This is a genomic window from Pantoea sp. PNA 03-3 (assembly GCF_003201175.1).
GTDB lineage: Bacteria > Pseudomonadota > Gammaproteobacteria > Enterobacterales > Enterobacteriaceae > Pantoea > Pantoea stewartii.
Genome location: NZ_QICO01000003.1, coordinates 260,486 through 275,095, shown reverse-complemented (window position 1 = coordinate 275,095; position 14,610 = coordinate 260,486). Strand labels below are relative to the sequence as shown.

At 55.8% G+C, this 14,610-nt stretch carries 14 protein-coding genes; 3 read left to right on the top strand and 11 right to left on the bottom strand.

From position 1 onward, the window contains the following. Window positions 1-11 precede the first annotated feature (11 nt). From C7433_RS11160 to prmB, 6 genes are read right to left on the bottom strand one after another with little or no spacing between them, the layout of a single operon-like run. Window positions 12-296 carry a YfcL family protein gene (locus tag C7433_RS11160; RefSeq protein WP_006120077.1) on the bottom strand — a complete coding sequence of 95 codons (285 nt, stop codon included), beginning with the start codon at window positions 294-296 and terminating at the stop codon, window positions 12-14. Between the two features lie 32 nt (window positions 297-328). Continuing rightward, window positions 329-871 (bottom strand): elongation factor P hydroxylase, encoded by a 543-nt coding sequence (locus C7433_RS11155; RefSeq protein ID WP_110268185.1) that lies wholly within the window; start codon window positions 869-871, stop codon window positions 329-331. Window positions 872-890: 19 nt separating this feature from the next. Beyond that, window positions 891-1,694: a sulfite exporter TauE/SafE family protein gene (locus tag C7433_RS11150; protein ID WP_006120080.1), complete on the bottom strand. Its 804-nt coding sequence runs from the start codon at window positions 1,692-1,694 to the stop codon at window positions 891-893. 8 nt (window positions 1,695-1,702) lie between these two features. Then, complete coding sequence (mepA, locus tag C7433_RS11145) at window positions 1,703-2,521, bottom strand: penicillin-insensitive murein endopeptidase (protein ID WP_172912996.1); 819 nt, start codon at window positions 2,519-2,521, stop codon at window positions 1,703-1,705. A gap of 4 nt (window positions 2,522-2,525) precedes the next feature. Continuing rightward, a complete protein-coding gene (aroC, locus tag C7433_RS11140; protein ID WP_033740703.1) occupies window positions 2,526-3,611 on the bottom strand; it encodes a chorismate synthase in 1,086 nt (361 codons plus the stop codon). 46 nt (window positions 3,612-3,657) lie between these two features. Next, window positions 3,658-4,590, bottom strand: a complete 933-nt coding sequence (gene prmB, locus C7433_RS11135; RefSeq protein WP_006120083.1) for a 50S ribosomal protein L3 N(5)-glutamine methyltransferase — start codon at window positions 4,588-4,590, stop codon at window positions 3,658-3,660. A 160-nt stretch (window positions 4,591-4,750) separates the two neighbouring features. Between prmB and smrB the strand changes: the two genes are divergently transcribed. Then, window positions 4,751-5,299 (top strand): endonuclease SmrB, encoded by a 549-nt coding sequence (gene smrB / locus C7433_RS11130; protein ID WP_039339724.1) that lies wholly within the window; start codon window positions 4,751-4,753, stop codon window positions 5,297-5,299. Between the two features lie 274 nt (window positions 5,300-5,573). Then, a complete protein-coding gene (locus C7433_RS11125) occupies window positions 5,574-7,394 on the top strand; it encodes a methyl-accepting chemotaxis protein (RefSeq protein WP_039339725.1) in 1,821 nt (606 codons plus the stop codon). Window positions 7,395-7,465: 71 nt separating this feature from the next. Here C7433_RS11125 and sixA read toward each other — a convergent pair whose 3' ends face one another. The 4 genes from sixA to C7433_RS11105 form a co-directional block, all read right to left on the bottom strand. Beyond that, complete coding sequence (gene sixA, locus C7433_RS11120; protein ID WP_110268184.1) at window positions 7,466-7,948, bottom strand: phosphohistidine phosphatase SixA; 483 nt, start codon at window positions 7,946-7,948, stop codon at window positions 7,466-7,468. A 201-nt stretch (window positions 7,949-8,149) separates the two neighbouring features. After that, on the bottom strand, window positions 8,150-10,270 hold the full coding sequence (gene fadJ / locus C7433_RS11115) for a fatty acid oxidation complex subunit alpha FadJ (protein ID WP_039339730.1): 2,121 nt from the start codon (window positions 10,268-10,270) through the stop codon (window positions 8,150-8,152). Further along, the gene (gene fadI, locus C7433_RS11110) at window positions 10,270-11,580 is read right to left on the bottom strand and encodes an acetyl-CoA C-acyltransferase FadI (protein ID WP_039339733.1); all 1,311 of its coding nucleotides are present in this window, start codon (window positions 11,578-11,580) and stop codon (window positions 10,270-10,272) included. Before fadI ends, fadJ begins: the two co-directional genes overlap by 1 nt. 162 nt (window positions 11,581-11,742) lie before the next feature. After that, window positions 11,743-12,039, bottom strand: a complete 297-nt coding sequence (locus tag C7433_RS11105; RefSeq protein WP_006120091.1) for a YfcZ/YiiS family protein — start codon at window positions 12,037-12,039, stop codon at window positions 11,743-11,745. Window positions 12,040-12,397: 358 nt separating this feature from the next. Here C7433_RS11105 and fadL point away from each other — a divergent pair, with 358 nt between their 5' ends. Beyond that, the gene (fadL, locus tag C7433_RS11100; RefSeq protein ID WP_110268183.1) at window positions 12,398-13,672 is read left to right on the top strand and encodes a long-chain fatty acid transporter FadL; all 1,275 of its coding nucleotides are present in this window, start codon (window positions 12,398-12,400) and stop codon (window positions 13,670-13,672) included. A 126-nt stretch (window positions 13,673-13,798) separates the two neighbouring features. Here the strand turns inward: fadL and mlaA are convergent, their stop codons facing one another. After that, window positions 13,799-14,563 (bottom strand): phospholipid-binding lipoprotein MlaA, encoded by a 765-nt coding sequence (mlaA, locus tag C7433_RS11095; protein WP_033740717.1) that lies wholly within the window; start codon window positions 14,561-14,563, stop codon window positions 13,799-13,801. Window positions 14,564-14,610 lie beyond the last annotated feature (47 nt).

Genomic DNA, 14,610 nt, shown 5'->3' with positions numbered 1-14,610 from the left:
GCCCTGCTCACTCAGGCAGTCTGCTGACGCGCCTGTAAAAACAGATTATCCCACATGCCAATGACCAGCGCCTGATCCCGTGGCGATAACTCCCCGGCGGCAATGGCATTTTGCAGGCTGCGGGTGACCTGAATCTGCAGCGCCTGCGGCGTGTGGTCATCCAGTTGCTCCACTTCCGCGACTGCCAGGGTTAAATGGCCACGCAGATAACCGCTGGCAAACAGCTCATCGTCACTGGCGTGCTCAACCATATCGTCAATCAGGGCCAGAATACGCGCTTCAAATTCTGCGATCATCTCAATTCCTCTGTTAAATAATCCCTTCTGCATTACACATCTTCCGGCCATGGAAACTGTGATGCGGTCAGAGAAGGCCTGCCATAAAATTCAGCCAGGGCTGAAATAAAGCGTGCGGGACGGGCAGGAATGCCCGACGCCAGGTAGCTCATGACCTGGGCATGAACTTTACGCTGAAAAGCAATGCGATCGGGCTCACAATCGCCATCGAGATTGTCACAACTGACATTGAAGGGAAAGCCTGCGGCAACGCAAAACATCCACTCCAGGGCCTGCGGCTTCACCTCAACCGATTCAAACTGGCTTTGCGTTTGCGCATCCCGCCCGTCCGGGCAATACCAGTAGCCAAAATCGACTAACTTGCGCCGGGCTTCACCGGCAATGCACCAGTGCGAAATTTCATGCAGCGCACTCGCGTAAAAACCATGGGCGAACACCACCCGGTTCCATGGTGATTCGCTGTCTGCAGGAAGATAAATCGGTTCATCATCGCCTTTAATTAGACGGGTCTGAAAGTCTTCGCTAAAGCAGCGGTCAAACAGCGTAATGAGCTGCGGGTAGTCATGTTTTGTCATTCAATGTTCACGTAAAGTATTACAGATTCAGCGCCGCCAGCCAGGCCAGAACCTCACTGCCGTGGCTGTCCCAGAGCAATTTCATGCTCATGACCGCCGAAACGATCACCACCATCGGACGAATCAGCTTTTGCCCACGCGCCAGAACCAGCCTTGCGCCCAGTCGTGCGCCACAGACCGCGCCCAGCATCATGATCAGGCCGGTGCCCCACACCACTTTCCCGCCAAAGATAAAGAACAGCAGGCTGCCGAAATTTGAGGTGAAGTTAAGCAGTTTGGCATGCGCAGTCGCTTTCGCCAGGTTAAAGCCACACAGCGTCACAAAGCCCAGCGCATAAAACGAGCCAGCTCCCGGGCCAAAAAAACCATCATAAAAACCGATACAGCCGCCGCCGATAAGGGCAAAAGGCAGCCCCCTGAGACGATGCACCCGGTCTTCCTCGCCAATGCGCGGCATTAACAAAAACCACATACCGATGGCGATCAGCAGCAGCGGCAGGATTTGCCGCAGGAAATCGGCCTGAAGATGCTGAATCAGCACCGCGCCGCCCACCGCGCCCAGAAAGGTCATGGCGATATTCAGCCGTTGCTCACGCAACGTAATGGCTCCCCGCCGTACAAAATACAGGCTGGCAGAGAAAGAGCCGCCGACCGACTGGAGTTTGTTGGTCGCCAGCGCCTGCGCCGGCGACAGCCCGGCCGCCAGAAGAGAAGGAAGCGTGAGCAGGCCACCGCCGCCCGCAATCGAATCAATAAATCCAGCCAGTAGCGCAATAAAAAACAGCAGGACAACCGCCAGCGGGCTGGCAATGAACCACTCCATGGGAACCCTTACAGTAAATGTTTATCCAGCAGCGCCTGACAGGCAGGCGGCAGCGGCGGGGGTTCACGCTTCACAGGCGCAGAACCCGGCTGCTTTGGCAGGAACCAGCTCTGCAACTCTGCCCCGCAGCCATCCCCGGGAGGCGGGGGAGCCTGCTCCTCACAATCCGGGCTGCCCTGTGGACAGCGCAAACGGACGTGCATATGGGCGCGGTGCGCGAACCAGGGCCGTACTTTATGTAACCAGCTTCGATCTGTACCCGCATCCGCGCAAAGCTGCTTTTTAATCGCCGGATTGACGAAGATGCGCGTGACATCTTCATCTTTCGCCGCCAGTTTAATCAGACTGGCGATTTCAGGCTGCCAGTGACGCGCAACGACGTTCCTGCCATCGGCGGCCACCAGATCCAGCGGCTGAGGTTTCAGTAACTGCTGTGCACTCCAGCGGGTTTTCGGCAGTTGTAGCCAGATATCCACGTCGAGTCCGGTCTGGTGGCTGGCATGGCCGCTGCTGAAGCGTCCGCCGGCAGCCATGCCCATATCGCCAATCAGCACATTGCCCAGTTGCAGATTGTGCGCCTGCATGGCCAGGCGCTGGATAAACAGAATCAGGTCGGGATGACCGAAATAGCGGCGCTGATCCTGACGCATGACCTGATAATCCGGTGAGTTAAGCGGCAGAGCCTGCGCGCCGACAATACAGCCGTTGGCAAAGCCGCCAATCGCATTCGGTGCACCCGCGACAGGGTGCTGAATACGCTGCCACGGCGTCGCCGCCAGGCTTGCCGCGCTGAGTAACAGCGCGCTGAGCATCAGCATCACTTTCATCAGGTTACCAACGTGGGACGGTGGAATTGACATCGCCACACTGCGCACGCTGGCGCAGCAGATGGTCCATCAGCACAATTGCCATCATGGCTTCGGCAATCGGCACCGCACGAATGCCCACGCAGGGATCGTGACGGCCTTTCGTGATCATCTCCACTTCTTCCCCGTCGCGGGTGATGGTTTTGCCTGGCACGGTAATGCTGGAGGTCGGCTTCATCGCCAGATTGGCGCTGATAGTCTGACCGCTGCTGATACCGCCGAGAATGCCGCCTGCGTGGTTACTCTGAAAACCGTTAGCCCGAATTTCATCGCGATGCTGACTGCCGCGCTGATTCACCACGGCAAAGCCGTCGCCAATTTCAACGCCCTTCACGGCGTTAATGCTCATCAGCGCATGCGCGAGATCCGCATCCAGGCGATCAAAGACCGGTTCGCCCAGGCCCGGCGGGACATTTTCCGCCATGACCGTGACTTTGGCACCGACAGAATCGCCCTCTTTTTTCAGCGCGCGCATCAGTTCATCCAGCGCCTCAAGCTTATCGGCGTCCGGGCAGAAGAACGGATTCTCTTCAACGATGGTCCAGTCTTTAAGTTCACAGGCCACGTCGCCGATCTGCGCCAGATAGCCCCGCACCACGATCCCGTGCTGCATGTGCAGGTATTTTTTGGCGATGGCGCCCGCCGCCACGCGCATCGCCGTCTCACGTGCCGATGAACGGCCACCGCCGCGATAGTCGCGCGTACCGTATTTTTGTTCGTAGGTGTAATCCGCATGGCCGGGTCGGAACAGATCTTTAATGGCGCCGTAATCCTGCGAACGTTGATCGGTGTTCTCAATTAGCAAGCCAATCGAGGTCCCTGTGGTGACACCTTCAAACACACCTGACAGAATTTTGACCTGATCCGGTTCACGGCGCTGCGTCGTATAACGCGAAGTGCCCGGACGGCGGCGGTCCAGATCGTGCTGGATATCGGCTTCGGTCAACGGAATGCCGGGCGGCACGCCATCAACAATACATCCCAGAGCAATGCCGTGAGATTCGCCAAAGGTGGTGACGCGAAAGAACTGTCCGATGCTGTTTCCGGCCATTGAGATTCCTTGTTACGGTTTGACGGGCGAACGCTCGCCCCTCTTTTTAGTCTTTATAGAATGAGAAATGGTGCTGTGCATCAACGATTTGCTGACGGGTGAGCATAAAGACACCGTCACCACCGTTGTTAAACTCCAGCCAGGTGAAAGGCACATCGGGATACTGCTCCATCATGTGCACCATACTGTTGCCGACTTCGCAAATCAGCACGCCGTTTTCGCTCAGGTAACCCGGCGCACAGGCCAGAATACGGCGGACCAGCTTCAGGCCATCGCTTCCGGCCGCCAGACCCAGCTCAGGCTCATGGTGATATTCGCCCGGCAGATCGTCCATATCTTCGGCATCCACATAGGGCGGATTGGTCACGATCAGATCGTATTGCACAGGCGGCAATTCGCGGAACAGATCGGCGCGAATCGGCGTGACATGGTGGATCAAACCATGCTCTTCGATATTTTGTTCCGCCACCGCCAGCGCATCGTGGGAGATATCCACCGCGTCAACTTCGGCGTCCGGGAAGGCGTAAGCACAGGCGATGGCAATACAGCCGCTTCCGGTGCACATGTCCAGAATATGACGCGGCTTTTCAGGGATTAAGCCGGCAAAACGGTTTTCAATCAGCTCCCCAATCGGCGAGCGGGGAACCAGAACGCGTTCATCGACATAGAATTCATGGCCGCAGAACCAGGCTTTATTAGTCAGATAGGCAACCGGGATGCGTTCGTTAACGCGACGAATGACGCGTTCGACAATGCGATGACGTTCACTGGCGGTCAGGCGGGCATTGCGCATGTCTTCCGGAATATCAAGCGGTAACCAAAGCGTGGGCAGAACCAGCTGGACGGCTTCGTCCCAGGGATTATCTGTGCCGTGTCCGTACCAGATGCCAGCCGCGGTAAAGCGGCTGACCGACCAGCGCAGCATATCCTGAATGGTGTGCAGTTCGTTCACTGCCTCATCGACGAAAATTTTGTCCACATAGCCCTCCGCAGGCCTTTAACTAAATCGGCCGATAGTTTGCCACGAAGCCGAGCAGAATTCAGCGCAGCAAGGTGAAAAAGCTGACAATTAATGACAGTAAACGGTAAGGTAATGGCTTCTGCTGTTAATCAGCCACCTCAGACATGATTCACGACCCATGCGTAAAAAACCGACCCTGAGCCAGGATGATCAAGCGCTGTTCCGTCAGTTAATGACCGGCACGCGAGAACTGAAACAAGATACTATCGTGCATAAGCCGGTGGTCAAAACCCGCGACGTGCCGGTTAAACGCCTGCTGTCTGAGCAAGCGGACAACAGCCATTATTTTTCCGATGAGTTCCAGCCGCTGCTGTCCACAGAAGGGGCGACGCGCTATGTCCGTGCGGACGTGAGCCATTTCGAGCTGAAAAAGCTGCGTCGGGGCGATTACACGCCAGAAATTTTTCTCGATCTGCATGGGCTCACACAGATGCAGGCCAAACAGGAACTGGGCGCGTTGATTGCCGCCTGCCGTCGCGAACACCTTTTTTGTGCCAGCGTGATGACCGGACATGGTAAACATATTTTAAAGCAACAAACGCCGTTGTGGCTGGCTCAGCATCCCTGGGTAATGGCGTTTCATCAGGCACCCAAAATGTTTGGTGGCGACGCCGCGCTGCTGGTCCTGATTGAAGTCGAAGAGTGGCAACCGCCAGAGCTGCCTTGATATTCCTGCCCTGAGACGTCTTTTTCACCCCGCCGTTCCGCCCCGTTTCTTCCCCCCTTTGCCGGGGGAAACCGGTTTAACCGACGCCCGCTTTCTTTCACTTTTGCGCCTGTTTTTGGTCCTCTGTTCTGCCCGTTTTTGTTCAGACTGACGCAGACTATTTGCTTATGTAATTATTTATACTGAATACAATTTACTCGCTGCCGATAACGTCTAAGCATTTAGGCACATTACGTTTGATTATTTCGGCACATTGACCAAGGGAACTTTTTGAATGAGCGGGTTAAGTCATTTTTTTGAGAATTTGAAAGTGGGCAAAAAGCTGATGCTCGGTTTTGGACTGATTTTACTTTTGAGTCTGGCCGTAGCGATATGCGGGATTAAAAATCTGAACGACATCAGCGTCCGGGCCGAAAAGCTCAGGGAGCTGAAAAGCGTTAATGACCGGTTTTCACAGGCCAAAGATGCCCGACTGCAGTTCGTGAAAACGCATGATGAAAAATTCATCGACGTTAACGAAAATCTGCTGAAAGAGGTGGATCAGAATCTGAAAAACCTGGGCGTTTTTCACTGGGATGACAGTCAGCAGGCGATGATTACGGCGATGCCGTCCGCTATTGCCACTTACCGGCAGAAACGCGCCGATACGGTACAGGCTGTCCGTAACGGGGCACAGGCGCTTCAGAACCTGTCCGTGGCGGATGAGATGCGGGCTATCAGCCAACTGGCCGCAAGCAACAGCAGTGACCCGCAGACGAGCGCGGCGTTACAGGAAATCAATAAACACCTGGGCGGCGTGGCGGTACGTGTCAAACTCTTTGGCCTTGAGCACAAAGAAGAAGATCGCAACGCCCTGAGCAACTTCCTGTCGGAAACCGTGCAGCTGATGGCTCAGGTCAAACCGCGCCTTAACGCCGCAGACAGTGCTGCGCTTGAAAAAGTCAGCGCACAGCTTGAGACCAAACAGGGCGATATCAATGCGCTGATGGCGTCGGTGGCGGCTGGTGACGCAGCCACTGTGCAACTGGCGGCTGCGGGCAAAATCCTGACCGACATGAGCAACGCCTTGTTTACCCAACAGTTAGATGCGACCAATCACGACGCGAATCAGGCCGTCTGGCTGATGACGGTGATTATCATCGCCGCTATCGTAGCAGGCATTCTTATCGCCCTGTTTATTACCCGCCAGTTGACGCGTCCTCTCGCTGAACTGCTGCACGTCGCTAATCAGATGGCGCGTGGCAACCTCAGCACCGTGCTGAAATCGTCCCGTCGGGATGAGCTGGGCGAACTGATGCATGCAGTCGGTGAAATGAGCGATGAGCTGCGTCGCATTATCAGCGGTATCCGCAGTGGCGTGACCAGCGTCAGTCAGGCTTCAGCGGAGATTGCCTCCGGCAATAATGATCTGTCAGCCCGCACAGAAAGCCAGGCCGCCGCCCTTGCGCAGACCGCAGCCAGCATGGAGCAACTGACCGCAACGGTTAAGCAGAACGCAGACAACATTCATCATTCCAGTCGACTGGCGCAGCAAACCTTCGACACCGCCAGCCGCGGTGGGCAGCTGGTTACGGATGTGGTCAGCACCATGAATGAGATCACCACCAGCTCTGGCAAAATCTCAGAAATCACCTCCGTGATAAACAGTATCGCGTTTCAGACTAATATCCTGGCACTCAATGCCGCCGTAGAAGCGGCACGGGCCGGAGAACAAGGTCGGGGCTTTGCCGTGGTAGCCAGCGAAGTGCGTAATCTGGCACAACGCAGTGCGCAGGCGGCGAAGGAGATTGAAGCGCTGATTCATGATTCTGTGGCGCGTATTAATGCCGGTTCGCAACTCGTGAGTCAGACGGGGAACACCATGGGGGAGATCGTCAACTCGGTCAGTAACGTGACGGATCTGTTGAACGAAATTTCTCATGCGTCGGAAGAGCAGAATCGCGGCATTGCGCAGGTAGGCGTCGCGATTGTTGAGATGGATAACGTGACGCAGCAGAACGCCGCGCTGGTGGAGCAGTCGTCCGCTGCCGCCAGTGCGCTGCACGATCAGGCGCAAACGCTGGCAGGATCGGTGTCGCGTTTTGTGATTGCGTAACGTGTGGAAAGAAAACGGGTGAAGTGAGTCAAACGTTTTCAGTGTCGGGCCAGAGGATGGCCCGACAGCGTTTACATCGCTTTTGCCAGTTTTTTAGGACTGACCTGCCAGAGCAGCTTGCCCTGGCTTTCCGCCGGGTCAAAATCCACGCAGGCAATGGCCGAAGTAGCGAACATCGGTGGCGTTTCCTGAGGGCACAGCTCCGACACCAGATAACCGACCAGCGGCAGGTGAGAGATCACCAGCACCGATTTCACCCCTTCGTTTGCCAGCGTCTGCAAATAGCAGCCCACCAGCCCCGGATCGCCGCCAGGCGTTAACTCCGGCAGGATATCCGCCCCGTCTGGTAAGGGCAGCGCCTCACGAACTGTCGCGAGCGTTTGTTGCGCACGCAGATAAGGGCTGACCAGGACACGTTCAATGTCAACACCCTGATCTTTTAACCAGTTCGCCATCTGGCGTGATTCATCACATCCACAAAGCGTTAAGGGCCGGACTGAATCACTGGCAGCGTCGAGCGCCGCATCGCCGTGACGCATGATAAAAACTTGCATAAAGCACCGCTGTTGTTTGTCGACATCGCCTGATACCTTCGCGTCAGGCGCTTCATTCTGCGAATGAACGTCGTGTTTTACCCTAATGGCTTCAGTATAGTCAACCGGTTGTTTATTAAATAAGCACCTGCCCGATTACGGCGTCGCATCATGATGGTGCGACACACGACTAACCCCCTGAATCAGGATGGATATTCATATTTATGAAGAAGTGTAAAACTTTGTCTGCTGTTGCGCTGCCCGCTGCAGTCTTTCACAAGGTGCAAAGCGGTCACCATATTGCTGCTCAAGCCGCGTTAATCTGTTGACGATTTCCCCAGCACCAAGGCGATCAATATAGTGAAATGGCCCACCCAGAAACGGGGGAAAGCCAATACCAAACACCGCACCAATATCACCGTCACGGGGCGAGCGGATAACCTGCTCATCCAGACAGCGCACCGCCTCATTTAACATCATCATCACGCAGCGCTCTGCGATGTGTGCCCCACTCTGCACGCTTGCGGGTTTAATCTGCAATACGTCGTACACGGTGGGATCCGGCTTTTTACGTTGCAAACGTGACGATCCATACAGATAGAACCCCTTATGATTTTTTCGCCCTTTGCGTCCGTCGTTGATCACGGCCGCCAGAGCAGGCGGTGCCGCAAACCGTTCACCGTAAGCCTGCTGCAACCCGGGCGAGATTTTACTGCCGACATCGATGCCCACCTCATCCAGCAGTTGAACCGGCCCAACCGGAAAGCCAAACGTCACCAGTGCGCGGTCAATATGTTCAACAGGTTCGCCCTCCAGCAGACAGCGCATCGCTTCGTTGATGTAGGGCGTCAGAATACGGTTGACGTAAAAGCCCGGTCTGTCAGCGACCACAATCGGCGTTTTGCCCTGTTTACGTGCCAGCGTGACGGTGCTGGCGAGCGTTTCAGGCGAGGTCGCCGCATGCGGGATAACTTCAACCAGCGGCATTTTCTCCACCGGACTGAAGTAGTGCAGGCCAATAATATTCTCAGGACGCGCGGCCTTCGCCGCAATGTCGGCAATCGGGAGGGAAGAGGTATTGGACGCAAAAATCGTCTGGGGCTGACAGTGCGTTTCCACCTCTGCCACCATTTGCTGTTTCAGCGCCAGATCTTCAAACACCGCCTCGATGACGATGTCACGTTGGGTAAACCCCTGATAGTCGGTACCGCCGCTGATGCGCGCCATCTGCTGCTGGCGCTGCGCCGGGGTGAGCTGACGACGCTGCACTTTTTTACTCAGCAGCGCCCAACTGGTCTGCAGCGCATGATTAATGCCGTTCAGGCTGATGTCTTTGATGCGCACGGGCAGACCGGCATGAATGGCGCTGACGCAGGCAATGCCGCCGCCCATCAACCCGCCGCCCAGCACACCAACACGTTCGACTGGCCGGGGCTGCGCCTCAGTTCCGTTCTCTTTTTTCAGCGCGGTGGAGGCAAAAAACAGGCTGCGTAGCGCCGCCGATTCCGGCGTCATGGCCAGCTCGCCAAAGGCGCGCGCCTCGGCGGCATAACCTGCCTGACTGCTTTGCTCAAGCCCAATGCGCACCACATCGATGATACGTTGCGCGGCCGGATAGTTCCCCTGGGTTTTGCGTTCCGTTTCCCGCCTGACCAGCGCAAACAAGGCCTGGCGGGCGATCGGCCCCTGCAGCAGACGGTCGCGCAGCGGAAGCGGTGCGCGGCGGCGTTTGCCTTTTTTAACGCTTTCGATAGCGGTATCCAGCAGGATCGCCTGCGGCACCGCGTCATCGACAATCCCCAGTTTTTTCGCCTGCTTCGCGCGCAGGCTTTTCCCCGTCAGGATGAGAGGTAAAGCCTTTTGCACACCAATCAGATGCGGCAGACGCTGCGTGCCACCCGAACCGGGCAGTAATCCCAGTTGCACTTCCGGCAGTCCCAGACGGGTTTTATCATCCAGCGTACAGATGCGTGAATGACAGGCCAGCGCCAGCTCAAGACCGCCGCCTAAGCAGGCCCCGTGAATGGCGGCCACCACGGGAAACGGCAAGGCGGCAATCGCGGCCATTACCTCCTGCCCTTGCCTTGCCAGAGCTTCGGCTTCATCCGCACGCTGACAGCGATCAATCATGGTGATATCGGCACCTGCTACAAAGTTGTCAGGCTTGCCGGAAATCAGTACCAGCCCGAGCAGCTGCGGATGCTGGCGTGCCTCGCTAATCAGGCTGGCAATCTGGACCGCAAATTCCGCCTTCAGCGTATTCATTTTTTCATTGGGCACATCAATGGTGATCACGCCAACATGATCGTCCCGCATCTGCAAAGTAAACGCGCGCTGTTCCATTATTCGGCCTCCAGAACCATGGCTGCACCTAATCCTCCGGCGGCACAGGCCGTGACCAGTCCCAGCCCGCCTCCGCGCCGACGCAATTCATTTAAGGTCTGCGTGATCATGCGCGCGCCGGTCGCCGCAAAAGGATGACCATAGGCGATGGAGCCGCCCAGGACGTTAAAACGTGCATCGTCGATTTCACCCAGCGCGTGCGAGCGGTTTAATACCTCGCGGGCAAAACGTTCGTCACGAAACAGCTTGATATTACTCAAGGTCTGCGCCGCGAACGCTTCATGCATATCAATAAGCGTCAGATCAGCCAGCGTGATGCCAGCACGATCAAGCGCCAGCGGCGAGGCGTAAGCGGGCCCGAGCAGCATGTCCTGCCAGACATCAATGGCGGTAAAGGCGTAGCTGCGCAGATAGCCCAGCGGCTGTAATCCCAGCGCTTTGGCCTGGCCTTCACGCATCAATATCACCGCCGCCGCCCCGTCCGTTAACGGCGTGCTGTTGGCTGCCGTTACCGTGCCGTGCTGGCGATCAAACGCCGGACGTAAACGGGCATAGTCAGCCGCTTTCGCATCCATTCGCACGTTATTATCCTGGTCTATGGGGGCCTTAAAGGGCGGGACGAAGGCGGCCATGACTTCCTGATTCAGCACGCCCGACTGCCAGGCCTGCGCTGCGCGCAGATGCGAACGCAGAGCCAGCGCATCCTGTTCTTCCCGGCTGATGCCGTGCGTTTTCGCCATCTGTTCTGCGGTATCGCCCATGCGTAATCCTGTGGAGTATTCGGCCACGGCAGGCGGCACCGGTAACAGATCGCCGGGACGCAGGCGGCGCAGAATCTGAAACTTTTGGGAAAGGCTTTTTGCTTTGTTCATATCCACCAGCGCACGAGCCAGCGTTTTACTGACGCCAATCGGCAGGACGGAAGAGGAATCCGCGCCGCCCGCAATACCGACCGAAATCGTGCCTGCCAGCAGGCTTTCCGTGACGTTAGCCACCGCCTGGAAGCTGGTCGCACAGGCTCGGCTGACGCTGTACGCATCGGTACTGACGCTGAGACCACTGCTCAGCACAATTTCCCGCGCGATGTTGGGCGCCTCTGGCATCTGCACCACCTGACCAAACACCAGTTGCTCAATCATCCCGACCGGTAACTCACTCCGGGCCACCATTTCACTGACCACCATCCGGCCCAACTCTACGGCGGGAATGCCATGAAATCCTGTCGCCTGACGGAGAAAAGGCGTACGTAATCCATGAGTGATAGCGATGCGCTCGCCCGTACGCGTCAACAGTGACTGCGCTTTGCTCATTGTATCCACCTGTGCATCGTGACCGGGGCATCATTGCCAAAAGAGGTCTGACCTGATCCACAGTGTTAACCACAAGCGGCTACGCCGCCAACATCAGGAAGAGAAAAGTGAGATGAGAAACACGAAAATGACAAACGCCGCCGGGCAGCGGCGTTAAGCGGTTCAGCGTAAACCTAACTGAAAAATCAGGGTTTCTGCCTGACAGCTAAAAGTAAAAGCAACATCAAGCCGCACGCCGCCCGTCTCTTCTGTGAATCGCGCATCTATGACACAGGGATCGGACTCGACCTGACGCGCCCTTTCGCTCAGTTCAGCCAGTTTGCTGTCGGCTTCCGCGCGCTGGCCAAACCACGCTGACCAACTGGCGGTACAATCGGTGTTGTCCATTACGGTACCGACATCCACACAACAGCATGCCGCCGTTTCGGTCGCGCGACATTTTTTCAGAGCATCCGTCATGGTAATCTCCTGGTTTCACAACTAAAGGGAAAAGCCTTCGCTGCGAAAAATTCTACGCTGTGGATTTCTCCCCCGCTATGCACGCGACGCTAAGTGACGAATATCACAATATAATTTGATCTGAATCAGTTTTGCGCCTGCTGCCTGCCTCGTTTCCCGCAGAGAAGTGTTAAGCAGATCGAATTTTCATCTATCAAATTGGAAATAATTTAAAAACAATATTGCAACATGTGTACAGGTCGGACCTATACTCTCCGCACTGGTCTGATATGTCCGACCGTCATCAGTCCATACAATCCGCCGTTCCTTGTTACACGACGTCACAACGTTAAATAATAATTCACATGAGGTTGTGGTCATGAACCATAAAAACCTGTTCGCAAAGTCAGCCGTGGCAGCTGCGGTAGCGCTTATTTCCTCTAACGTTTACGCAGCCGGATTTCAGTTAAATGAATTTTCTTCCATTGGTTTAGGTCGTGCTTATTCAGGCGAAGGCGCAATGGGTGATACGGCGGCCTCAGCCAGCCGTAACCCGGCGACCATGGCGCTGATGGATCGCCCTGAATTTTCACTCGGTGCGGTTTATATCGATCCTCAAGTGGATATCAGCGGCCAGAGTCCAACAGGACGGAGCCTGGATGCGAAAAACATCGCGCCTAATCAGTGGATCCCTGATCTGCACTATGTCCAGCCGATTAATGACCAATGGTGGGTAGGTGCCTCTGCCACCTCAAACTACGGTCTGGCGACAGAATTTAATAACGGTTATACCGCAGGCGGATTCGGCGGTAAAACAGACCTGACGACCGTTAATCTTAACCTCAGCACCGCCTACCGCCTGAATGAACACTTCAGCTTTGGTGTGGGTTTTGATGCCGTTTATGCTAAAGCGAAAATTGAGCGTTATGCCGGAGAGTCGTTCTCCGCGCTGGGCATTCCTGCGGATACCCAAATTACCCGACTAAAGGGGAACGAATGGGGTTATGGCTGGAACGCCGGTGTACTTTATGAGGTTGATGATAATAACCGTTTTGGTTTCACCTACCGCTCTGAGGTGAAAGTTGACTTTGATGGGGATTACAAAAGTAATCTTCCTGCGGCCATCAACGCATTTAACATCCCCGGCGCACCTTTTGGCACAAGCGGAAACACGATTCCGGGTTCATTAACCCTGAATCTGCCAGAAATGTGGGAAGTTTCAGGCTGGCATAAAGTCGCGCCACAATGGGCCGTTCACTATAGCCTGGCCTATACCAGCTGGAGCCAGTTCCAGGAGCTGAAAGCGACCGGTTCGAATGGTCAGACGCTGTTCTATAAAGATGAAGGCTTCCATGATGCCTACCGTATCGCCCTGGGTACCACTTACCAGTACGATAAAAACTGGACCTTCCGCAGCGGTATCGCCTTTGATGACAGCCCGGTTCCGGCTGACAAGCGTTCCATCTCCATCCCGGATCAGGATCGCTTGTGGCTGAGTGCGGGTGCCTCCTATGCATTCAATGACGATGCTTCCGTCGATGTCGGCGTCTCTTATATGCATGGTCAGAAAGTTACCATTCAGGAAGGCCCTTATACCTTTAATTCCAGTGGTAAAGCCTGGCTGTACGGTGCGAGCTTCAACTACAAATTCTGATATGTTGACCGCATAAAAAAAGCGACACACTGTGTCGCTTTTTTTTTGCTCCGCCTGGCGAGCCCTGACAGAACATTCGTATAAATCACTTCAGCCTGAAGCCGCCCTTTTCCGGGCGGCCTCACATTACTGAGAATCGATATCTTTGAGATCGTCCTGAATTGCCGCTGCGTTCGGATTATCTTCGGGCTTCAGCTTGCCACCACGCGCCAGGAAGTCATAGCGCTCAAAATAGGCGTTACGCATAAAGGCGTAAGGATCGCGCTGCTGTTTCAGGATAGCATCGGAGTCCAGCAGTTGCGCACGCGTTTCCACCCCTTCAAGTGCCCATTTACCCACGGACATCGGCCAGGTCAACCAGCCCAGCACCGGATAAAGCGTATCCACATAATCGCCGCCGTCCTGACGCACCGTAAAGCTGCCATAGCCAGGCAACTGCACGTAAGGACCGTAGCCCACGCCATAGTGCCCCAGCGTGGTACCGAAGCGTTGCGGCCCCTGGCGCGCCAGCTCAGGGTTCGCTTTGCCTGCAACGTCGATAAAGCCGCCCAGGCCCAGCACGGTATTCAGGAAGAAACGCGTGAAGTGAATACCGGCATTGCGCGGCTCACCAACCAGAATAGCGTTCACCATACTGGCGGGTTCGCTCAGGTTGCCCAGGAAGTTGCTCAGGCCAGCACGTGCCGGGACGGGCACATAGTCGCGCCAGGCCACAGCCACCGGACGCACCACATACGGGTCCAGCACATTGTAGTTAAAGTTAAACATTGTGCGGTTAAAGCCTTCAAACGGATCGCTACGCCCGGCTGGCGCATCGGTCTCCGGCTTTGAACTGGCACAACCCACCAGAAGCACACTGGCCAAGGCCAGGCTGGTCAGGCGGTGATCCATTTTTTTCTCCCTGTGCATATAAGTGATGTATACCCTGCCGCCTTTCT